Source organism: Agrobacterium sp. CG674 (assembly GCF_053521645.1).
Map to the genome: position 1 here is coordinate 514,101 of NZ_JBNWDZ010000004.1, position 22,698 is coordinate 536,798.

Below are 22,698 nucleotides of genomic sequence, written 5' to 3' on the forward strand. Positions count from 1 at the left end.
TTGAACCAGCTCACTCCGATCCGAACAAGGGAGACGAAACAGAATGCGTTTCATCAAGAGACTATTCGCAACCAGCGTTATCGCCGCAATCAGTGCCCTGAACGCAGCAGCGGCTGAGCGAGACGTCAAGGACTGGGCGGCGATCGAAAAAGCAGCTTCCGGCCAGACGGTCTATTTCAACGCCTGGGGCGGATCGGAGAACATCAACGCCTATCTCGAATGGGTGGGCGAGGAAATGCAGAAGCGCTACGGGGTCAAGGTGGTGCAGGTGAAACTCGACGATACAGCGAGCGCTGTTGCCAAGATCATCGCGGAGAAGGCAGCTGGCAAGAATGAAGGCGGCTCCGTCGATCTCATCTGGATCAACGGTGAGAACTTCGTATCGATGAAAAAGCAAGGCCTTCTCATGACGCCCGACTGGACCACATCACTGCCCAACTGGCAATATGTTGACGTCGAGAACCAGCTGACCATCCTCACGGATTTCACCGAGCCGACGGAAGGGCTGGAAAGCCCCTGGGGTGGCGCGAAAATGGTGTTCTTCTATGACAGCGGCAGAACGGAGGCCAGCGCCCTGCCCGACAATGCGGCCGAGTTGCTCGAATTTGCAAAGAAGAACCCCGGTCGCTTCTCCTACCCTGCTCCGCCAGACTTCATAGGCTCGTCCTTTCTCAAGCAGGTGCTGAGCGAGGTGATCGAGGATCCGATCAAGCTCGCACGGCCCGTCGACGAGACCAGTTTCGAGCGTGATGTTGCACCGTTGTTTGCCTATCTAGACCAGTTGCACCCCGCAGCATGGCGCGGGGGAAAGGCCTTTCCGCAGAACTATCCTGATATGAAGCAGAAGCTGGCGGATGGCGAACTGGACATTATCTTCGCCTTCAATCCTTCCGAAGCATCTGCCGGCATCAAGGCCGGCGAGCTGCCCGAAACCGTGCGCTCCTTCACCTTCTCTGGCGGCACGCTGGGCAACACCCATTTCGTCGCCATTCCCTACAACGCCAATGCCAAGGAAGGAGCATTGCTGACGGCCAACTTCCTGATGTCGCCCAAAGCACAGTTGCGCAAGCAGGACCCGAGCCATTGGGGTGACCCGACCGTTCTTGCCATGTCGAAACTCCCGGAACCGGATCGCGCGGCCTTCGCAGCGCTCGACCTGGGTGTCGCGACACTTTCACCGGACAAACTCGGGCCTGTCATTGCCGAACCGCATGCAAGCTGGATGGAGCGCATCGAGGTCGAGTGGCGCAAGCGTTATGCCAGCGGCAATTGACCGTGGCGGACACGCGGATGGGCCGCGCAATGGAGGGTGAAGGGGTTGCGCTCATCGCGCGGGGCGCAGTCTTCGTCACGCTCGCATTCCTCTTGCTACCAATCAGTTTTGGTTTGCTCGGTACCCTGCTGCCCGCCTTTGGCTACCTGCCAGCGCTTGGCGGGAACGCGTTCGGCCTTGGCATATTCGGCACGCTCTTCTCCACCCCGGGGCTTCCGTTGGCCATGCTGCTGAGCCTGCTGACGGGGCTTGTCGCCACGGCCCTTTCGCTCGGCATGACTCTCATGTTAATCGCAGGCTTTGCCGGAACTCCGGTACTCTCACGTGTGCAGCATCTGCTATCCCCACTTCTAGCCGTGCCCCATGCGGCGGCTGCCTTCGGGCTTGCCTTCCTGATTGCCCCTTCCGGCTACCTGATCCGCCTTGTGGCACCGCTGGCGGACATCGACCGCCCGCCGGACATCCTGATCCCGCACGACCCGATGGGCCTTTCCATGATTGCTGGCCTCGTTATCAAGGAAACCCCGTTCCTGTTTCTCGTCACGCTCGCTGCCCTCCCGCAGGTCGATCTCGCCTCGGCCCGCAGGCTGGCGGCATCCTTTGGCTACGGGCGCATTGCGGGTTTCGTCTATCTGCTATGGCCAGCGCTCTACCGGCAAATCCGCTTTGCCGTCTATGCGGTTATCGCCTATTCGACTTCGGTGGTGGATGTGGCGCTGATCCTAGGCCCCAATCTTCCCGGCACGCTGGCCACGCGGCTGGTGCAGTGGATGAACGATCCTGACCTTTCGGCCCGTTTCCTGGCATCTGCGGGCGCGGTGATGCAGCTGGCGGTGACGCTATTTGCCCTCATCCTCTGGGCGGGACTGGAGAGATCGAGCGGTATGCTGCTGCGCATTTGCCGGGATGGCGGCTTTCGTGTCGTTCACGACAGCGCCTTGCGCATCCTGTCGGCGATTTCGGTTGGCGCGATAGGCGTTATCGTTTTTGCAGGCATCGGAATTCTGGCCCTCTGGTCGGTGGCCGGGCTGTGGCAGTTCCCCGACCTCTTCCCCAATGAGCTGACCCTTCGAAGCTGGGAGAACGCCCTGCCGCGGATCCTTGATCCGCTGGTGACGACACTGGCCGTCGGCCTCCTCTCGACGCTGGTCGCCGTCCTGCTCTCGCTTGGATGCCTCGAACGCGAGACGGGGACGGGACGAACCGGCGGAGAGCGAAGCCTGCTCATCCTCTACCTGCCGCTCATCGTGCCGCAGATTACCTTCGTTTTTGGCCTGCAATTGCTGTTCATAGGCAGCGGAAGCCAGAACCGTTTCGTCGCACTCGTCCTAGTGCATCTGGTTTTCGTCTTGCCCTATGTCTATCTGTCCCTTGCCGAGCCCTGGCGGGCGCTCGACCGGCGCTACGAGATCATCGCAACGGCACTGGGCAAATCGCGCCTGGCGGTCCTTCTGTCGATCCGGCTACCAATGTTGATCCGTCCGATCCTGACGGCCGCCGCCGTTGGATTTGCAGTTTCACTCGGGCAATATCTGCCCACCCTGCTGATCGGCGAGGGACGCATCGAGACGATCACCACCGAGGCAGTCGCCCTCGCTTCCGGAAACAACCGTCGCGTGATCGGTGTCTATGCTATGTTGCAGACGATCCTGCCCTTTCTCGCCTTCACCTTGGCGGCGTTCCTGCCAGCCCTCATTCACCGCAACCGGCGCGATATGAGGGTCTGACCGATGCTGCACGACGACAGAACCATGGGACTGAGGCTAACCGAAGTGGATATTCGCATCGGGGACCGGCAGTTGATCACGATCTCGCAGAGCATCGCGCCGGGAGACGTGCTGACCGTGATGGGCCCATCCGGCTCCGGCAAATCGACTTTGCTCTCCTTCATAGGCGGCTTCCTCGATCCTGCTTTTACCGCGTGGGGAAAAGTCCACGCGGGAAGTGTGGACCTGCTGGCCCTGCCACCGGAAAAACGCCGGGCAGGCATTCTGTTTCAGGATCCACTGCTCTTCCCGCACATGTCGGTCGGTGCCAATGTCGCATTCGCCATTCCACCTGATATCCGGGACCGGCGCGAGCGGTCGAGGATCGCTGCCGAAATTCTCGCCAACATGGATCTTGCCGGATTCGAAGGGCGCGATCCGGCCACGCTATCGGGAGGACAGAAGGCGCGCGTCGCACTTGCCCGTGTGTTGGTCTCGCAGCCCCGGCTGCTGCTGCTCGACGAGCCATTTTCGAAACTGGACATGGAGTTGCGCGTCCAGATGCGCAGCCTGGTTTTCGAGCGAGCCCGGGCCGCCGGGCTGCCCGTCATTCTGGTCACCCATGACGAAGCCGATGCAGAGGCGGCCGGCGGTACGGTACACCGTATCGGTACAAACGGCGGCGAGCATGGCTGAGAGAAAGACAATGGACAAGCCAATCATCCTGCTCGGCGGAGGTCACGCGCATGTCGAGGTTATCAGACGGCTCGGGAACCTCGATAATCTCAATCGCCAGATCATCCTCATCTCGCCGTCACGGCATGCGCCCTATTCCGGCATGTTACCGGGATATGTGAGCGGCCAATACAGCTTCGAGGACTTCCATATCGATCTTGTGGCGCTTTGCGCCCGCTCCAGAGTAAGCTTCCTCGCCACGACCGCCTCGGGGATCGATCCAGACAGGCGGCAGGTCAGTCTCTCCGACGGCCAGGTGCTCGACTATGCACTGCTGTCGATCGACATTGGCTCCACCCCATCCCTCCCTCCCGAAGTGACGGGCGGGATCTCGGTGAAACCAATCGCGAGTTTCACGCAGCGCCTCCAGCAAATCGATACGCTCGTCGCAGACCGGGCGGGTCCGCTTCGACTGGCCGTCGTCGGCCAGGGGGTCGCCGGGGTCGAGATGGCATTTGCCCTGCAAAAGCGGTTCGGCCAGTCCCGGGTGGAGATATTGCTTGCCGGACGGGCGAGAGACGTGATCGCGGAACGAAGCCTTTCGGCGCGCACGATGGTCAGAGAGGAGCTCGCGCGCGCGGAGATCGCCCATCACCCGCATTTCGACGTGATCGGCTTTGATGCGGGAGCGCTCATCGCGCGCGACGGGCGCAAGCTGGACGTGGACGATGTGGTCTGGACAACCTCGAGCGGAGCACCGGTCTGGCTCGGCGAGACCGGCCTCGCGCTTGATGCCGCAGGCTTCATCCGCGTCGATGATGCGTTGCGGTCACTCTCGCATCCGGAAATCTTCGCGGCGGGTGATGTCGCCTCCCTGCCGGACCCGCGCCCAAAGGCAGGCGTCTTCGCTGTCCGTCAGGGGCCTGTTCTGGCCGAGAACATTCGCCGCGTTCTTTCAGGGGAGGCATTGGTGCCCTTCCTGCCCCAAAAGCGGTGGTTGGCTCTGATCTCACTCGCCGACGGCCGGGCGATTGCCGACAAGTGGGGCGTAGCTATGTCCGGGCGATGGGTGGCGAAGTGGAAGCACTGGAACGACACCCGTTTCCTCCGGAAGTATAGAAATCCACCCTAGGCTCTGTTGACAAAGTTCAACGATCTGGCCGCATATTCAACGCTGCTTCAATTTCGGCAAATGTATCGACGTGTCGTTCGCGTTGATGCAGGAGATACTCGGAGTGCCTTTTCGCGAATGCATCGACCTCACCAAGCTCTGCTGGGTAGGCCTCCCCCACGCTTTCAAAGAAGAACCCGTGTCGCACCAGCCTTTCGACTTTATCCCACTGCTTGATGTCTGACATTTTCGGGGCTTTGAATTTGCGATTGAGACCGATGCTTGGCCCGCCACAGTTAGGGCAGGCCGAGACCGCATCCGGCCGTGATGCTCGCCTAAAGCTCTTCCGGCACTGGAAGCACGCATACGGATGAAGATTGTGGCGAAGGCGTTTCGTTGCGAACCATAGCTGTCTCGGGTCACTTTTCATCGTTCTTTCAAACGCTAGCAGTCTAACGATTCCCATCCCATCGAAAAAATGATTCAAGCCTTCCTTTTAGGAGGCGGTCTTGACAAGAGGCGATGTTAGCGACGCGGAATGGAGGATCATCGAGGCGCTATTGCCTACCGAGCGTGGGCGGAAGTCCCGCCCCGCTCACGATAATCGACGTTACCTCAATGGAATGCTGCATGTGCTCCGGGTTGGGTCGTCTTTTGCGCGATATGCATGAGCGCTACGGCAAGTGGAATTCAGTTTACGTTCGCTTCCGTCGCTGGGCTGAACAAGGCGTGTGGGACGCCCTCCTTGAGGCACTCGTGGAATTGGGGCTGGCGGACGACTGGCAACATATGATCGATAGCACCACTGTTCGCGGCCACTCTCAGGCTGCGGGCGCTAAAGGGGACTTCTCAGGAGGCTTTTGGTCGATCACGCGGCGGCTTTACGACGAAAATCCACGCCCGCGCAGACTGTCAGGGACGCCCTCTCGGCTTTATCCTGACCGGCGGATAGGCTTCGGATTACAGTGCCGTTCCCGATCTACTGGCAATACCCGCCAGCAAACCGAGGTTGTTTCTTGCCGACAAAGGGTATGACGGCAATTTCCTGCGCGAGGAACCGCTGATCCATGGGATCAGACCCGTCATTCCTCCGAAGGCTAACCGGAAGAACCCGCCTCCCTGCGCCTTTCGAGCCTACAAGGATCGAAACCGCATCGAACGGATGTGCAATCGGCTCAAACAGTTCCGTCGAGTCGCGACACGATACGATACGATACGACCAGAAAATCCTTCTCGGCATTCCTCGCGTTGGCCGCCGCTAAAATCTGGCTGCCTTACCGCGCTGGTCCGCACGCGATCATTGCCAAGGATCGATATGGATGTACGAACAGACAGAAGAAACTGCCCATCGAACATTTGGGTAATGCAGTATGCTCCAACTCAAAGACCATCAGCCGGCATGAACTCGAACGACGCGTGCTGGATGCTATCCCGTCCAATCTCTTGTCCGTCGAGAGCACCGCGTCTATTCAGGACGAGATCAACAAGGAGCTGTCTGCGTCTCGTAAGGCAGGGGAGCGGGACAAGGAAAAATTGAACGCCACACTGAACGAGGTAACGCGGAAGCAGGACGTAGTGGCAGCTCAAGTTACGGAGCGCATCTTGAACGCGCAGCCACAGATCGACGCATTCACTAGGATGCTCGACGATCTACACAGACAGCGAAACGAGCTGGAGGCGGACTTGGCGAGGGTTGCAGTAAGGCGCACAGGGCCGCCGAAGATATTCATCATCAACCCATCGATGTATAGCGCAGCGATCGCCGCGCTCAAAACGATCACCCGTACCGGCAACACCGAACATGACGAGGTGCAGCGCCGTTTCAACTTCATCCGCGATCTCGTCCAGAAGGTGCTGGTTTCGCCGTCTGCGGATGGCAAGTCACCCGACCTTACGATCGTCGGCCGTCTGGCTTCCAACCTCGCCTCCATGCGGGCGTTTCAACAGCACAGCGCCGGGTTGCAGGACTGTCACAGGAACGAGTACGCCCGCCGTGTTAGGGCGGGTGAGTTCAGGGATAGTCAGGAGAAGCTGGAGTTTCTGTCTCACTTCCGTGCCTTTCTCGCCGAGGCGGAGACTGACTGGAAGTTGTTACAATATTTGGTTGCGGGGGCCTGATCACGCGGAGACTTGCAAATTCTGCGCATTGAATGAATCGAACCGACGACAGCCCTGTTCTTTCGCGTCGATCTCATCAGGACCGTCAGTGGAACTAGAAATTCCAGTCCTCGATCTCGTTCACCAGTGCCTAGCAAACCGAACAGGAGGATTGTCTTGAACAACATATCTCCGTCTTTGGGATGCAGTTGTCAGCAACCAGTTGCAACGCTGGGGCGAGCACGGCAGGTGTTGAACGCGTTCGACTTAGAAAGTGTAATATTCCTCCGCCTGTTTGATCTCGAGCCTTCCAGTCCTCGCCTTGAGCCATAGAAGTGCGTCATCTAGGAAGGTAAAGACCACCGGAATGACCAGAAGGCTCAGGAAGGTGGATGTAATCAATCCGCCTATCACAACGATACCCATGGGTTGGCGAAAGCTTGAGTCTCCCGAGACGAGACTAAGCGCTGCAGGCAGCATGCCCCCAGCCATAGCGATGGTCGTCATGATAATTGGTCGTGCTCGCTTGTGGCAAGCATCCACAAGGGCATCGTAGCGAGGCATGCCAGCCCGCCGCGCCTCGATAGCGTACTCCACAAGGAGGATCGAGTTTTTCGACACAATCCCCATTAGCAAGATCAAACCGATAACGGCGGGCATCGAAAAGCTTGTTCCTGTGAGCACCAACGGTAACAATGCCCCGCCAAGCGCCAGCGGTAACGCCATCAAAATCGTGACGGGTTGCAGGAAATCATGAAACAGCAGCACCAGAACGGCATAGATGCAAAAAATGCCGATTGCCATGGAGGTGCCGAAACTGCTGAACAATTCGCTCTGCCGTTTCAATTCGCCCTGCTCGATAAATTTCACGCCCTGCGGCAGGTTCTGGTAGCTGGGCAATTTTGCAGCCTCTGCCGTAACATCAGAGAGGTTCCGGCCATTCAACTCGACCGTCAGCGAAACATTGCGCGATCGGTCAAGCCGGTCAATTTGACTGGGGCTTGAGCCGACAAAGATATCAGCAATGGTACCGAGTGAGACATTGGCGTCTTTGCCCTCGACGGGGATCAGCGATATCGCATCAAGGGACTGGCGGGTCACGGGGTCGAGCATCACCCGAATGGCGACCTGGCGTTCCGGCAGATTGAGTTTCGACAGCGCCGTATCATAGGCGCCAGACGTCGCCACGCGAATAGCCTCGGCGATAGACTTGGATGTGACACCGAGAGAAGCCGCTTGGGCGAGATCGGGCTTGATCGTCACTTCCGGCGTCTGCATGGCCGCAGATGAAGTCACATTGCCAATCCCGGACAGCGTGCGCAGGTCTGCTTCAAGTGCCGCCGCGGCTTGCTCGAGAAGGTCTGAGTTATCGCCTGCGAGTGTCAGGGTCAGTTGCGTACCGTTGCCACCGGAGCCTATTTCAAGGCGCACGCCGGGCAACTGCTCCAGAGCATTTCGCAAATCATTTTCGATCTGCGCCTGCTTGATATCGCGGTCATCGATCGGCGTCAGATTGACCACGATGGTCGCACTATTGGTGCTTGAATTTGACGTGCTGTTCATGCCGCCCGTGGAGGCTGTGCCTGTTGCCTGAAACACCGATGTGACGTGGTCCACACTAGAGATGATCTTGGATGCCTTCTCCGCTGCCTCATCGGTTGCTTCGATCGTTGAGCCATAGGGCGTGGTCAGCGTGACCTGCGTCTGGCTGTTATCGGAGGCGGGAAAAAAGCCGGTCGAGAGATGGGAGAGCAGCAGGATCGTGAAGGCCAGAAAACCAACGGTTCCGAGCACGGGTATCCAGCGGCGGCGCAATGCGCCTTTTACAAGCCAGAGATAGCCCCGCATTATCAGGCCGTCTTCATTGTGTGCCTTGCCAGTTGCCTTCATCAAATAGGCCGCCATCATCGGCGTTACCAATCGTGCAACCACAAGCGAAGCAAGAACGGCAACCGACGCGGTGATGCCGAACTGCTTGAAGATGATGCCGGGAATGCCGCCCATGAAGGCTGTGGGCAAGAATACGGCAACCAGCGTGAATGTGGTGGCGATCACGGCCAGACCGATTTCATCGGCCGCCTCCATCGCCGCATCAAAAGGACTTTTGCCCATATTGAGGTGTCGCTCAATATTCTCGATCTCGACGATGGCATCATCGACAAGAATTCCGACCACCAGAGAAATCGCCAGCAAAGTGATGGTGTTCAGCGAATAACCCAGCAGATACATGACGAGGAACGTGGGTATGATCGAGAGCGGCAATGCGACTGCGGCCAGAAGCGTTGCACGCCAGTCTCGCAGAAACAGCCAGACCACAAACACCGCAATCAGCGCACCTTCATAGACCATGTGCATCGAGGATTCGTAGTTCTGCTCGGTCGGGACGACGGTGTTATAGGCTTCTTCTATGGTCACTTCAGGATGGGCAGCGGCGAACGCGGTCATCGCCTCACGGACCTTGTCGGTAATCGCGGTATCGGAATAGCCCTTGGACCGCTTGATCTGGGCGGCAATTACGGGCTTGCCGTTGAGATAGGCAAGCGAGGTCAGATCATTGTGGGTATCTTTCACAGTTGCAACTTCGTCCAGCCGAACCCAGTTTCCTGCAGGCAGCGGGATGGGCAATGACCGGAGTTGTTCGGCGCTGTTGACGGTTGCCAGAGTGCGCACAGATTGGCTTGCGCCACCAATCCTGCCTTTGCCACCCGACAGATCGGATTGCACGGCTTCGACCTGATTGTTGACGTCATTGGCGGTCAAACCCAGCCCATCCAGCAGATTTGCGTTGAGCTCGACCCGGATTTCCCGGTCCACACCGCCGAGGCGTCCCACTTCACCGACGCCATCCACGGCCATCAATGCGCGCGAAAGATCGTTGTCGATGAACCATGAGAGTTCCGCCGCATCCAGTTTGTCCGAATGCACGACGTAAGTGATGAGCGGAGAAGCGTTCAGCGATTTCTTGGACACGGTCGGTGCATTCATTTCCGCCGGAAGGTCGCTCTGCGCCTGATCGACGGCACTTTTCACCTCATCCAGCGCCTCCTGTGTGTCCTTGCCGACTTCGAAGGCAACAGAAATACTCACCGCGCCGTCAGTGATTGTGGTGGTAACGGAATCCAGCTTAGAAAGCCCCGTCAGCTCATCCTCGATCTTGCGCGCCACCTCCGTTTCCAACTGCGATGCTGCGGCACCATCCAGCGAAGCGCTGATCTGAATGGTCGGAAGATCCATATCGGGGAAATTCTGAACATCAAGACGGTTGAATGCCCACAGACCGCAGGCGGTCATCAGCACGAAAAGCAATATGGGCGGGACAGGATTGCGGATGGACCAGGAGGAGAAATTCACTTTGCTGCCTCCGTCTTTGCCGTCTCGACGCCATCAGAGACCCGCACCACAGAGCCATCCGCCAGGAAGGCACCACCTGACGTCACAACCTTGTCGGACGTTTCGATGCCGGAGAGGATTTCGACACGGTCTCCCTGGCGGCGGCCCGTCTCAACGCGCTTGCGCGTCACTGTCATTTTCTCGGCTTCTTTCAGAATGAACACATAGGCAAATCCATCTCGCAGCGTCACTGCGGTCGCCGGCACCGTCAGCGCATCGGTATGGTCGAACTCGAAATAGCCGCTGGCCAGTATTCCAGTTTTGGGAGTTTGCATCCCCGTTTTTGGCTGGAGCATCACATATACGATAACCCGACCATTATTCGTCGATGTGGTGGGGGAAACCAACCTAACCTCGCCGCTGATATCGCCATCCGGTGTCGGTATAACCGCTTTCGTTCCTTCTCTGACATCGGCCAACCGCTTGACTGGCAACTCGGCCTGCCATTCGACCCTGTTTTGCCGGATCAGCTTGAACAGTTCGTCACCGGCATTAACGACATTTCCGAGAGAGGCCGAGCGTGCAGATATGATCCCGTCGTCAACGGCATAAACCCTTGTGCGGTCCAGTGTCAGTTGCGAAGATGCCAGCGCAGCTTTGGCAGAGAGAACGTCGGCTTTCGCCTTGCGCTCGCTGATGAGATACTCTGTTGTTTGCTGTTTCGACAATGCACCAGACCCCGTCAGTCCTCGGGCGCGATCCGCATCTGCAACGGCCTGATCGAGTGCTGCCTCTTGCTTTTCGACGGTAGCCTGCTGCTGTTCAAGATCTGCTTGAGCGGTCGCGGTGTCGAACTGAACGAGCAGATCTCCTTTTTTGACTTCAGTACCCACATCTGCCCTGACATCCGCGATTTTCAGGCCGCTGACCTCGGCTGCGATCACCGCCTCATGCCACGCGGCAAGACGACCACTTGCCGGTATGGTGACTGGCCACTCCAGGGTCTGCGCAGCGGCAACGGAAACGGTCAAGGCAGCGGCTTGAGCACTGCTCTGCTCGGTGTCCTCGCTGCGCGCAAGATAAGGCGTCAAAGCGAATGTCGTCGCGACCAGAATGAGGGTAAATCTACGCATCAGTGGGTTCCATTAAGAGCAATTGGCGCGCCAGCAGGGGCAGCCCAGTCGCCGCCGAGAGACTTGTAGAGGGCGATCCAGTACTGGACCGCGTCGCGCCTGATTTCGATGAGGGTGATGGCAGCCGACTGTGCCGAACGACGAGCCTCTTCCCGGTCGAGAATACTGACGCCACCGGATTTCCAGTTCTCATCGACCGAGCGGAAATAGCTTTGATAGTTATCAGCGGCTGTCTTGGCATCGCCAATGCGCTTCAAAGCGGTGTTGACGCGAATAAGGGCTGTCTCCACATCGGCCACAGCCGTCAGGACACCGGACTTATAACTTGCGACAGCAACATCGTAATCCGCCACGGCACTTCTGATGGCAGCCCTTTTGGTGCCACCATCAAACAGCGGTATCGACAATGCGGGGCCAAACGACCACGGTGCCGATCTGCCGGTTACGGTGGATTCGCTGATGGAAATAGATCCACTCAGGCTGAGACTGGGATAAAGGTCAGCTTTCGCTGCGCCAACATCTGAAACCGTTGCTGCGACCTCGGCTTCCAGCGCATTGATGTCAGGCCTTTGCCTCAAAACCTCTACCGGTACGGAGGCGATCCGCAACGATGAAGGCTGTGGAATGCGACTTTTCCCCTTATCCAGCAAATTTCTGATCACCACCTCATCGGTAGCAGTCAGTTGGACCAGTGACTTGATGATGATCTCGCAGTCACCGCGTTGGGCGGTCAGATTTGACGAGGATGTCGCCGCACTCGCGCGGGAGAGCGCCAGATCGGCCATCGACGTGAAGCCGGACAGTGCTGACTTTTCAGTGGCGCGTATTGTCTCTCTTTGCGATGCGAGCTCGTCGCGGTAAAGCTGTTCCAACTGGCGACACGCGCGATACTGGACGTAGTAATCGCCGACCTCGGCTGCGATGGAAATCCGCGCGTCATGCCAAGACCAGACCTTGCCTTCAGCTCTCGAAGCCGCAGCCTGCGTTTCTTTCTTGGTCTTGCCGAACAAATCGAGCTCCCAGGAGGCGTCTAGACCACCACTCTTGTTCGTTCCGGCCACAATTTTGTTGAGGTCATCCCCTTTGTTTCCCTCGCGAGATGCAGAGGCAGATCCATCCAACGACGGGAAGAGTCCTGCTCGTGCGCTGTCGAGCGTGGCACGCGCCTTGTCGATATTGCCGACGGCTTCCTGAACGGTCGGATTTTCCCGTTCCGCCAGTGTCAGCAATTCCGTCAGCGAAGGATCCTTAAAGCTTGCCCACCACGCGGCGAGATCCGTAGAGCGACCTCCATGCGGCAGTGTCGCGTGCCAATAGGGTGCCGCAACAGAACTCGAAGGTTTGAGGGCACCAAGGCTGGTGCAACCGGCGAGCACCGACAAGGTGGCGATGATGGAAACTGAAGAGAAAACTATACGCATGAATCCGGGCTGCCTTGAAGCTGTCGGCTGCACTATAGGGATCGCGATGTTAATCTCGGTCAAGAAGCTGTTAAGTTAGGTAAAAGTGCTGTCTTTGCGGTCGTTAGGCCTTAAACGTGGAAGCATCGACGCGACGGATGCAAAATATGCCCAAGGTGCTTTTAATCGATGATGACATCGAGCTGACAAATCTGCTCTGCGAATATCTGACCGAAGAAGGCTTCTCCGTTGACACCACGAACGATGGCAGAACCGGTATCGCCGCAGCTATAACCTCGTTGATCGATCTCATTGTTCTTGACATCATGATGCCAAGGATAAACGGCCTCGATGTGCTGCGGAAAATCCGGCAGGTTAGCGATGTTCCGGTTTTGATGCTCACAGCACGCGGAGATGACATCGATCGAATATCCGGGCTCAATCTGGGCGCGGACGATTATGTTGCCAAGCCCTGTTCGCCAGGAGAGTTGGCCGCTCGAATCCGCGCCATTCTGCGTCGCTCCGGTCGGACCGAGCGGGATGGATCACTGGAAATACTAAAGACCGGCGCACTAATGCTTTATCCGTCGAACCGCAGAGCGGAGTGGCGCGGTTCCCAGCTCGAACTGACCGGCACCGAGTTTAGCCTGCTCGAGGTTCTTGTTCGGTCTTCCGGACAGCTCGTATCCAAACAGGATATCTCCCTTCGCGCGTTCGGCAAACCTCTGACAGCATTCGACCGTCGCATCGACGTCCATATCAGCAGTATCCGCCAAAAGCTCGGAACGCGCGAAGACGGGCAGCCCTGGATTCAGGCCGTAAGAGGACGCGGCTATCAGCTGTTAGAGGGCTAGTGATGCATCGACTATTCTGGAAATTTTTCACCGTCGTTTGGCTGGCCATGGCAGGGTCGATAGCATTGCTGTTTGCAATCAGCACTCTGTTCCAATCCCCTTTCGAAGAAGAAGTCGCCAACCGTGAACATAGGCTCGCGCTGGAAACAACGGCCCAGCTCTTGCAGTCGGATGGATTGGACGCTGCCATGAAGCTGGTGGCGGCCATTGAGCGTACCGGTCGCGCGGTATCCATCAGCATCGATAAGGTCGGTCCAGCAATCGATTGTGCGGTGAAGGCGGAACATGACTTAATTGTAAACGCGGTGAGAGACGGCAATTGCTACGCAATCGAGATTGCTGGATCGCCTCAGGGTGTGATTTCGAAAACCTGGCCGCGGACAGTGCCATGGTTGGCCGCACTTATGGCAGCCGCGGCGGCTGCTTACTGGCTCGCCCGATACTTTATCACCCCTGTGGAGCAACTTCGATATGGGCTGCGGGCCATAGCAAATGGCCAACTTGATGTTCGAATTGCCCATACAATCGGCAGCAAGCGCGACGAAGTCGCCTCTCTGGCGCACGACCTCGACATTACGGCAGCACGCCTTCAGGAACTCCAGATTGCACAGCAACAGTTGTTTCACGACGTCTCTCACGAGATACGCTCCCCCCTGTCAAGATTGCAGGCGGCCATAGGCGTTCTACAACAAAACCCAGCGCGGTTGACGGCAATGATCGAGCGGATGGGAAAAGAGGTCGAGCGCCTGGACGAATTGGTCGGGGGAATTCTAACTTTGGCCAGGCTTTCGGAACGACAGGCTACGCGCTTTGACCGGCAAACCATTGATGTTGTCGATCTTGTTAGAGAGATTGTCGAGGATGCGAGTTTCGAAGGCCAATCCCGCGATATCAAAGTTCAGTATGAAGGCGTCGATACATTCGTGGCTTCGGTCAATGGTGAATTGATTTACCGGGCTCTAGAAAACGTGATCCGCAATGCAATTGCCTACACCCGAGACAAAACATCTGTTCTCGTCACCTCGAAAGTACACGGTCAGCAACTTTCGCTGTCAATCCAGGATGAGGGGCCCGGCGTACCGGAGGCGGAGCTGGACGCTATTTTCCAACCGTTCTCACAAAGCTCTACCGTCACCACCCGCTCAGGCTTTGGCCTCGGCCTTGCCATCGCACGTCGCGCGGCCGAATGGCATGGCGGCGGCGCCATTGCCACCAATACGCCGTCAGGAGGTCTACGCGTGGAACTCACGATCCCAGCGAGTTCTTGAGAGGCCAGGGCAGTGAGTTAGCCGTCCATATTGGGTGTTGAATGGAAGCTCCTGGTATAGTGCCCGTTCCCGATAAACATCACTACAAGCCTACAATTTACCCAACGATTCACGAGGTTTACAGCGCTTAAGCTCTGGCTCTTTATGGATGGTGATCATTGTCGATAAGCAGTTTTACCTTGTTAACCATTGACCGGGAAACTTTTTACAAGTCGTATTTTGCTCCCCTCGCGACAGTGCCAATTCGTTTGTAGCAATCAACACTTCGATCAAATGTGGTTGAGCGCCAGCGAAACCTTCTGCCGAGCCGTCAAAGTTGGTATTTTTAAAAATACTTGCAGGTTCTGGTTCCACCCCAGCCGCTCTTGATGAGTTGCCTTTCGCTCTTGCAAAAAGGTACGAGGTCAAGTCAACCATGTTTGCGCAAAACGTTACCAAATCTGCGTTGGGAAATGCTTATCGTGCAGGCCAACTCCATGCAGGTGAATCGATCCCTTCAGCCACCGTTTCGCCGAGTACCTTGGAGAGCCGCACCATCAAAGCCTTTCCCTCAGCGTCAAGTTGCGAAACCAACTCCTCCGCATGGGACACGACGAGCAGTTGAGACCGGTCACACGCCCGGATGATCAAACGAGACAGGGGCGCAAGGAGGCTGGGATGCAGACTGGTTTCAGGCTCGTTGAGCACCATCAGGGATGGAGGGCGCGGCGTGGTGAGAGCTGCCACCAAGAGCAGATAACGCAAAGTGCCATCGGAGAGTTCTGCCGTCGAAAGCGGCCGCAGCAAACCCTTCTGGCGCATCAGCAGTTCGAAGCGCCCTCGCTCCGTCTTGATCTCGATTATGCTGCCGGGAAAAGCATCTTCGATAGCGGCATCGAAGCCAGCCGCATCGCCAATCTCCCGGATCGTCGCGATGGCTGCTGCCAGATCGGCGCCGTCGGATGACAGGGCCAATGTTCGGGTACCAATCTGCATCTGTCTCACAGGCGAAGAGGGATCAGTTCGAAAGTGATCGTAAAAACGCCACCCACTCATTTGGGCACGCAAATACAGAAGTTCAGGTAAATTCTTGGGGTCAGCGGACTGCGTCATCATGCTTTCGAATGATGCGAGATCGTGCAGCAACACCTGACGTTGACCGCTTTCGGAAAGAGCGGTCACAACTGGCCCTGCACGTTCTGCGAACACATTTCGGCGGCTCAACGCTTCACCTGCCCACACCGCTTCTGCCTTGATGACGGGATCAAGCGCAAAATAGCTCGGCTGGGGTGGAGCCACAGGCAATCCCAGATCGATCGCGTAGCCGTAGTCATCCGATGCGAACCCAAGCTTGAGTGCGACCGGATGTTTCCGCACCGTCCCCTGCACCGGCACTGTGCCGTCTTTCATGCTGCGCGAAAAAGCCTCCGGTCCAGCCCATATCGTTGATTGCAGGCCACCCTCTACCGCCAATGATGCGATAGCCCGTCCCTGCGCGACATCTGCCAGAAGTCTTAGCGCGCGATAGAAACTCGATTTTCCTGCCCCGTTCCCACCGGTGACGACGGTAAGGTTTTCAAGCGGCAGGACGAGGTTACGAAGGGACCGATAACCCGAAATGGCGATCGTCAGGATCATGCGCTATCCTTGTTTCTCTCTTCTCTCACCAGATCAACGAACGCTCTGAGGGATGCCGACATGAGCCTGCTCGAGAAGTATAGCCGGGGGCCATCGAACGTGCTCCACCATTGTGGCAAGACTGGCTTGAGGTCGCCGGTCTTCAAGGCTGGATCAAGCCAATTTTCAAAAGTACAGATGATGCCATGTCCACCGCGCGCTAGCTCAATTGCAGCAGGTGCTGCATCGACACCGATGATGACACGACTTGGAGGATCGACTGTCAGGGACTGATCCCCGCACTCCAACTCCCAGGCTGTGAGCGCGCCGCTCGAGAACCGTAGCCGGATGCAGTCGTGAGCGAGCAGATCGCTTGGATGCGAAGGCGCGCCCCGCGCATCAAGGTAACCAGGTGATGCTGCGAGAGCCAGACGCTGAAACTTGGGGCCGATGGGAACAGCGATCATATCCTGCGCCAGATGCTCACCGTAGCGGATACCAGCGTCACATCCCGCAGCCGTGATGTCGACAAGTCTGTCTTCAACGACGATCTCAATCCGTACACCTGGAAAACGGATCAGGAAACGATCAATGAGCGGAGGCAGTATATCGACCATGACGGCCCCGGTGACATTCAGCTTGAGTTGACCCCTCACCTCGTCCTGAGAGCTCATGGCATCCTGCAGTGCCGCTCGCGTTTCGCGCATAAGCGGCGACAGACGTTCCGCAAGCGTTCGCCCTACCTCCGTCAGGCTTACGCTCCGCGTGGTTCTTATGAGGAGAGGAGCCCCCAAACGGGTCTCCAGCAAAGCAACCTTCTCGCTGACCGTTGATGGCGATAACCCAAGGCGCTTAGCGGTTTTACGAAAACCACCGGTCTCGCACACCGAAAGAAAGATGGACAGATCGTCCATAGGAAGTTGATCGCTGTTCGCCATGGCGATCAGACTAGCCGGTTTCGGGTATCTTATCAAACAATCGATCAATGCTAGATTTGACTGCATCGGCTTCAGGCCGATTGTTGAAAGTCAAAACCTTCAACCACATTCAAACCAGGAGAAATAACATGACGGCTAAGTCTGTATTGATTACGGGCGCTAACAAGAGCATCGGCTACGAGACAGCCCGGCAGCTTGGCCGGCTCGGTTATCGCGTATGGCTCGGGAGCCGAGACGCAGCGCGGGGTGCAAGTGCGGCCCAAAAGCTTTCCTCAGAGGGTCTAAACGTGCGAGTGATTGCTATCGATGTAGCGGATGACGATAGCGTCAAGAACGCAGCGGCAACCGTGTCCGCTACCGATGGGAAGCTCGATGTGTTAATCAACAATGCTGGTATTCCGGGCAGTTATACCGCTCCGGGGGCACAGGAAATCAGTGAAATCGAAACTGTGTACCAGACCAACGTTTTCGGCCCGATCCGAACGACGCAGGCGTTTTTGCCTGTGCTTCGTGTGTCTGGCCAAGCCAATGTCATCATGGTCAGCAGCGGTCTTGGATCGCTGACATGGCTTTCTGATCCCACACACCCCTACCACGCCGTGAACATTCTGGCGTATAACAGCTCCAAGACGGCGCTGAATGCGATCACCCTGTCTTTGGCCAAGGACCTTGCGAAGGACGGGATCAAGGTCAATGCCGCCGACCCTGGCTACACGAAGACGGATTTCAACAACCACACCGGATATCGGACAGTCGAGCAGGCTGCAGATACAATTGTCTGGCTGGCGTGCCAAGATGCCTCCGGGCCAACGGGCGGGTTCTTCTTCGAAAGAAGCCAAGCGCCATGGTAATGGTGCGGTCGCTCACTCGCACCAACTGTGCGCGGGTTAGCCCCAAACATTGAAGCAGAGAGTGGCAAGTTTTGTAATGAGCCTGTGCGCCATGGTTGCGGTGACCAATTCTGAGATCGCGAGCAGACATCCATAACTAGTTGATCATTTTAAGCGCAAGATCGCCCGTAAATTCCAGCCTCAAGCTGGTCGACAAAGAAAACAAATCCACGGACCGAACAAAGTCTCAGCCCGTGGCGTCTTTTCAAAGCAGAATAGTCTGAACTACGACTGATCGCTTCCTGCCGTTGTAGCATGAATGTCGAAGAGCTCGTCATAGGCGGTTGGGTTGCTGGCGAGGACAGGGTTGCCGAGCGTCAGATTTTCACTGTCGTAAGGAAACGGCATGTATCGTCCACCTGCTTGTTTGACGAGGCAGAACCCCGCCATACAATCCCAAGCGTGCATGTGCGGTTCGTAATAACCGACCAGACGCCCAGCCGCGACGTAGGCCAGCATCAGTGCGCCGGAGCCGTTTCGGATGAAATTTCCGCCGATGGACAGCAGGGAAGCGATGATGCCGCCGACCCGCTCTGGTGTGACGTAATTGTTGCTGCCGATGCCCGTTAGCGCATTCTGGATCGTGCGCGCGGGATCGAGTTGGAGCAGCTTGCCGTTGAGTGTTGCGCCGAAACCCTCGGCCGATGCATAGAGTTCGTCCTCACAGGGTACTTTGATGACGCCGACAACCGGAATGCGGTCATAAATCACAGCGATGGAAACGCACCATGTCGGCATGCCATTGACGAAGGGGGCAGTACCGTCAATCGGATCCACGACCCAAGTGAAGCCGGATTTACCCTCGGTGCAACCGAATTCCTCACCCAGAAATCCGTCTTCCGGCAGCGCTTCGGCAACATGTTCGCGCAGAAGAGTTTCGACGTTGCGGTCTGCGATGGAAACCACATCGTGAAGATCGCGCTTGGTTTCGATCACCAGTGTCTCACGCCTGTTGAAATAATCCAGCGCCAGTGCGCCAGCTTTTTCCGCCATTGTCTTTGCGAGGGAAAAGCGCAGTTCAATAGCGCTTTCATGTGTCGTCATTGTTATGTCCTTTGATTGTAAGTCTGACGTTTCAGCCGTTTATCAGTGCGATGCCACGTTTTTTAAACCCAAGAGTGACATCGCTTCTCGTCGGCATGCTCGTCTCCATGGCGTGGTCTGTGATGAAGAACGTGCCGACATCCGTCTCGACTTCATATTCGATGTGGCCGCCAAGATAGGCACTATGGAGCACGCGCCCTGGCAGCCCATCGCCGCCCGGCGCACCGATGATGATAGAACCAGGTCTGACGGCGAGCTTAGCTGACCCCGGCTTCGCGCCATGGCCTTTCACGGAATAATCGACGCCTGCCAAGCGGATGACCGCCTGTTCGCCTTCGACGCGGATTACTTCGCAGGGAATGACATTCGCTTCGCCCATGAAGTCAGCTATGAAGGGGGATGCAGGGGCCTCGTAAAGCTCACGCGGCGCACCTGATTGGGCAATCTCGCCATCCTTCATAACGATGATGCGGTCTGAGACAGCCAGAGCTTCGTCCTGATCATGGGTTACATAGACGGCTGTAAAGCCGAGACGCTGCTGCAACTCCCTGATTTCGGTGCGCACGCGGCGCCGCAGGCGCGCATCGAGGTTGGACAGGGGTTCGTCCAACAACAGAACCTGCGGTTCGAGAACCAGCGCGCGGGCGACCGCCACACGCTGCTGCTGCCCACCGGAAAGTTCTGCTGGAAGACGTTGGCCCATACCAGCGAGACCGACGAGTTTCAGGCCTTCCTCCGCCTTTTCCCGTGCGTCGTTTTTACGAAGACCGGAGGATTGCAAACCGTAGGCAACATTGTCGAGGGCCGTCATATGCGGGAAAAGTGCATAGGATTGAAATACCATCGAGACGTCACGCTCGTTTGCTGGCAGCATCGTCACATCCGTATCGCCGATCAGAATGCGGCCGGAAGTTGGATGCTCTAGCCCTGCCAGCATTCGAAGCGTTGTGGTTTTGCCGCAGCCTGACGGCCCTAGCAATGTTACCAGTGTTCCCGGCTCGATGGTCAGAGAGAGGTCGGGGATGGCTGTAAATGCACCGAAAGTCTTGCGAACATTTTGAAAGGTGACGGAGCCGGGTTTTACCTTGATCATGCGGCTTTCTCCTGAGCGAGAGGAACGGTGGGAGCGGTCGTGACACCGGCGACGCGGTTCTCGCGTCTGAGGCGTCGTTCACCGACAATGAGCTGAAAGCCCGTGATAACGGTGATCATCACGACGATGAGCATGGATGAGTAAGCAATCGCCACACCATATTCTCCGTTTTCAACGAGGCCGACGATGTAGGAGGTGGCCATGTTGTATTCTGCACTGACGAGGAAAATGACGGCGCTGATCGACGTGATGGCCCTAACGAATGAATAGACGAGGGCAGCGGTGATTGCTGGACGCAGAAGCGGCAGGATGACCTTGCGAATGGTACGGAAACTGTCCGCCCGCAATGTTAGCGATGCCTCGTCGAGACTCTTGTCCAATTGGCTCATGGCCGCGATGCCACCGCGCACGCCGACGGGCATGTTGCGGAAAACGAAGCAGGCGATCAGGATGAGAGCGGACCCCGTCATTTCGATGGGCGGAAGGTTAAACGCCATAATGTAGCTGACACCAATGACCGTTCCGGGAATGGCAAAGCTCATCATCAGCGCGAATTCGAAGACGTTCTTCCCGGTAAACTTCTGCCGGACGATGATATAGGCAGTCAAAAGCCCGACAGCAGCGGTCAGGGGGGCGGAAATCAGAGCGATTTTCATGGTCGTCCAGAACGAATTCCAGGCGACGCCCGTCCAAGCAATGCTGCCATTGTTGAAGCCGACGGAGAAAGCTCTGATATAATGGTCCAGTGTCAGCGAATTATCGAGACCCCAGGTTTTGACGAAGCCGCCGATCAGGATCATGCCGTAGACGACTATCGTGAACAGCATCCACGGCACGACGACGGCATGCACACCGATGGACAGTCCGCGAGGAAGAGCAATATGTGCTCCGCTATCGCCCTTGCCGGTTACCGTCGCAAAATTCTTGCCCGACAACCAGAAACGCTGCGCCAGAAAGGCGGAAAGCGTGAAGCAGAGCAGAACCATGGCAAGCACCGCCGCACGGGATGGATCGTTCTGCGAGCCGACGACGGCAAAGAAGATTTCTGTCGAGAGCACACCGTGGCTCCCACCCAGCACAAGCGGGTTGCCAAAATCAGCCATGCTTTCGATGAAGCCGATCAGGAACGCGTTGGCGAGACCGGGTTTCATCAGGGGCAGCGAGACGCGCCAGAAGGTGCGCCAGCGGTCTGCGCGCAAGGTTTGCGATGCCTCTTCCATCGAGGGGCTGACACCTTCCACGACGCCGATAAGAACGAGGAAGGAAATGGGCGTGAACGACAGGACTTGCGCAATCCAGATGCCGGTCAGGCCATAAAGCCAGCGTCCCGGCTCAATGCCAAACAGGTTCGAAAGGCCTTCGGTAACGACGCCCGCTCTGCCGAACAGCAGAGTAAGTGCAAGGCCGATGACGAAAGGCGGCGTAATGATCGGCAGGACAGTCAGCAAGCGCAGGCCTTTTTTGAAAGGAAAGCGTGTACGTGTCGCGACCAGCGCGAAACCGAGGCCGAGCAGGGTGGATGCAGAGGCCGTCATCAGCGCAAGCGCAAGGGTGCGCCACGCTACGCCGCAACGCTCTTCGCCGAAAACACAGCCGAGGCTCCAGATGCCCGGGTCCTGCAGGTTGCGAATGAAGCCATCAGGATTGAAGGAGCCGTCGAAGTCCTGCACCGACGCCGTAAACATGCTGCCAATGGGGTAAAAGACGAAGATCGCGACCAGAAATATCAGCAGCGATATCGAGGCGACGATGAATGCATCGCCCTTCATGACGCCCCGTTCTGCCAAGCCGAACGCGAAGAGCAGGACGAAAACGATGGCCATGACCACCGCACCCGCGCCCATGGAGGGTTGACCGTTTGCGAGCTGCCCGAACAGTGTCTCGCTAATGGTCCAAGTCCAGCCCGTAAAGCCGATGGCAAGTCCCTGAAGCGAGAGAAACAGCAGCCCCACGATGCCTGTGAGGGACATGAGCCGCCCGCGCTTCATCGGGTCGTTGATCGGTCTGACCAGACACACCGTCAGAAACATCACGAGGACGCCGATCAGCCAGAGTTTGCCATGGGCGGCGATCTGTAAAAGTGCCGGTGCAGAGGTGTCGGACGACAAGAAGTCTGAGATCCAGCCGAAGCCGAAAAAGCCCCGTTCAATTCTGTACCAGGGAAGAAGAATGAGGGCCGCTGCCCCAAGTGCCAGAACAATGTCCAGCCTGCGATTGCCACGTCTCATGGCTTACCTCGCTCTTTTTGCGATTGAAATGGGAGTGCATCAGCGGCACCGGAGAAGTTGGC

At 57.3% G+C, this 22,698-nt stretch carries 17 protein-coding genes and 2 pseudogenes; 8 read left to right on the forward strand and 11 right to left on the reverse strand.

Annotated elements, in window-relative coordinates; genetic code table 11:
* Nucleotides 1-43: 43 nt before the first annotated feature.
* From ACQZ51_RS14755 to ACQZ51_RS14770, 4 genes are read left to right on the forward strand one after another with little or no spacing between them, the layout of a single operon-like run.
* Entirely contained in the window at nt 44-1,273 is a 1,230-nt protein-coding gene (locus ACQZ51_RS14755; protein ID WP_448778279.1) for an ABC transporter substrate-binding protein, read from the forward strand.
* Between the two features lie 17 nt (nt 1,274-1,290).
* Entirely contained in the window at nt 1,291-3,000 is a 1,710-nt protein-coding gene (locus ACQZ51_RS14760) for an ABC transporter permease (protein WP_448778281.1), read from the forward strand.
* A gap of 3 nt (nt 3,001-3,003) precedes the next feature.
* Complete coding sequence (locus ACQZ51_RS14765; protein WP_448778283.1) at nt 3,004-3,675, forward strand: ATP-binding cassette domain-containing protein; 672 nt, start codon at nt 3,004-3,006, stop codon at nt 3,673-3,675.
* A 10-nt stretch (nt 3,676-3,685) separates the two neighbouring features.
* Nucleotides 3,686-4,786 carry an FAD-dependent oxidoreductase gene (locus ACQZ51_RS14770; protein WP_448778285.1) on the forward strand — a complete coding sequence of 367 codons (1,101 nt, stop codon included), beginning with the start codon at nt 3,686-3,688 and terminating at the stop codon, nt 4,784-4,786.
* Between the two features lie 16 nt (nt 4,787-4,802).
* Here the strand turns inward: ACQZ51_RS14770 and ACQZ51_RS14775 are convergent, their stop codons facing one another.
* Nucleotides 4,803-5,012, reverse strand: coding sequence for a hypothetical protein (locus ACQZ51_RS14775; RefSeq protein ID WP_448778287.1), 210 nt, complete (start codon nt 5,010-5,012; stop codon nt 4,803-4,805).
* Between the two features lie 262 nt (nt 5,013-5,274).
* On the opposite strand from ACQZ51_RS14775, the pseudogene ACQZ51_RS14780 reads away from it, so the two are divergent.
* Nucleotides 5,275-6,040, forward strand: a pseudogene (locus ACQZ51_RS14780) (IS5 family transposase); the annotation flags it as partial.
* A 1,089-nt stretch (nt 6,041-7,129) separates the two neighbouring features.
* Here ACQZ51_RS14780 and ACQZ51_RS14785 read toward each other — a convergent pair.
* Genes ACQZ51_RS14785 through ACQZ51_RS14795 form a run of 3 tightly spaced genes read right to left on the reverse strand, consistent with a single transcriptional unit; the run spans nt 7,130 to nt 12,746 of the window.
* Nucleotides 7,130-10,213, reverse strand: a complete 3,084-nt coding sequence (locus tag ACQZ51_RS14785; RefSeq protein WP_448778289.1) for an efflux RND transporter permease subunit — start codon at nt 10,211-10,213, stop codon at nt 7,130-7,132.
* Nucleotides 10,210-11,325: an efflux RND transporter periplasmic adaptor subunit gene (locus ACQZ51_RS14790; protein WP_448778290.1), complete on the reverse strand. Its 1,116-nt coding sequence runs from the start codon at nt 11,323-11,325 to the stop codon at nt 10,210-10,212. Before ACQZ51_RS14790 ends, ACQZ51_RS14785 begins: the two co-directional genes overlap by 4 nt.
* Entirely contained in the window at nt 11,325-12,746 is a 1,422-nt protein-coding gene (locus ACQZ51_RS14795) for an efflux transporter outer membrane subunit (protein WP_448778291.1), read from the reverse strand. Before ACQZ51_RS14795 ends, ACQZ51_RS14790 begins: the two co-directional genes overlap by 1 nt.
* A 146-nt stretch (nt 12,747-12,892) precedes the next feature.
* On the opposite strand from ACQZ51_RS14795, the gene ACQZ51_RS14800 reads away from it, so the two are divergent.
* Together ACQZ51_RS14800 and ACQZ51_RS14805 are read left to right on the forward strand one after the other, a co-directional pair.
* Nucleotides 12,893-13,579, forward strand: a complete 687-nt coding sequence (locus ACQZ51_RS14800) for a response regulator (protein WP_448778293.1) — start codon at nt 12,893-12,895, stop codon at nt 13,577-13,579.
* Nucleotides 13,580-13,644: 65 nt separating this feature from the next.
* On the forward strand, nt 13,645-14,847 hold the full coding sequence (locus tag ACQZ51_RS14805) for a HAMP domain-containing sensor histidine kinase (protein ID WP_448778294.1): 1,203 nt from the start codon (nt 13,645-13,647) through the stop codon (nt 14,845-14,847).
* Between the two features lie 174 nt (nt 14,848-15,021).
* On the opposite strand, the gene ACQZ51_RS14810 is transcribed toward ACQZ51_RS14805, so the two are convergent.
* The 4 genes and pseudogenes from ACQZ51_RS14810 to ACQZ51_RS14825 all read right to left on the reverse strand — a co-directional run.
* Nucleotides 15,022-15,264 (reverse strand): hypothetical protein, encoded by a 243-nt coding sequence (locus ACQZ51_RS14810; protein ID WP_448778296.1) that lies wholly within the window; start codon nt 15,262-15,264, stop codon nt 15,022-15,024.
* A 39-nt stretch (nt 15,265-15,303) separates the two neighbouring features.
* Nucleotides 15,304-16,464, reverse strand: a complete 1,161-nt coding sequence (locus tag ACQZ51_RS14815; RefSeq protein WP_448778298.1) for an AAA family ATPase — start codon at nt 16,462-16,464, stop codon at nt 15,304-15,306.
* A complete protein-coding gene (locus tag ACQZ51_RS14820) occupies nt 16,461-17,117 on the reverse strand; it encodes a LysR substrate-binding domain-containing protein (protein WP_448778353.1) in 657 nt (218 codons plus the stop codon). The genes ACQZ51_RS14815 and ACQZ51_RS14820 overlap by 4 nt, the downstream gene beginning before the upstream one ends.
* A 72-nt stretch (nt 17,118-17,189) precedes the next feature.
* Nucleotides 17,190-17,447: pseudogene (locus ACQZ51_RS14825) on the reverse strand (helix-turn-helix domain-containing protein); the annotation flags it as partial.
* Between the two features lie 62 nt (nt 17,448-17,509).
* Between ACQZ51_RS14825 and ACQZ51_RS14830 the strand changes: the two are divergent.
* Entirely contained in the window at nt 17,510-18,232 is a 723-nt protein-coding gene (locus ACQZ51_RS14830; protein ID WP_448778300.1) for an SDR family oxidoreductase, read from the forward strand.
* A 264-nt stretch (nt 18,233-18,496) separates the two neighbouring features.
* Here ACQZ51_RS14830 and ACQZ51_RS14835 read toward each other — a convergent pair whose 3' ends face one another.
* The 3 genes from ACQZ51_RS14835 to ACQZ51_RS14845 are packed head-to-tail and all read right to left on the reverse strand — an operon-like array spanning nt 18,497 to nt 22,636.
* A complete protein-coding gene (locus ACQZ51_RS14835; RefSeq protein ID WP_448778302.1) occupies nt 18,497-19,315 on the reverse strand; it encodes an inositol monophosphatase family protein in 819 nt (272 codons plus the stop codon).
* Between the two features lie 31 nt (nt 19,316-19,346).
* Nucleotides 19,347-20,408: an ABC transporter ATP-binding protein gene (locus ACQZ51_RS14840; protein WP_448778304.1), complete on the reverse strand. Its 1,062-nt coding sequence runs from the start codon at nt 20,406-20,408 to the stop codon at nt 19,347-19,349.
* Nucleotides 20,405-22,636 (reverse strand): ABC transporter permease, encoded by a 2,232-nt coding sequence (locus ACQZ51_RS14845; RefSeq protein WP_448778305.1) that lies wholly within the window; start codon nt 22,634-22,636, stop codon nt 20,405-20,407. Before ACQZ51_RS14845 ends, ACQZ51_RS14840 begins: the two co-directional genes overlap by 4 nt.
* Nucleotides 22,637-22,698 lie beyond the last annotated feature (62 nt).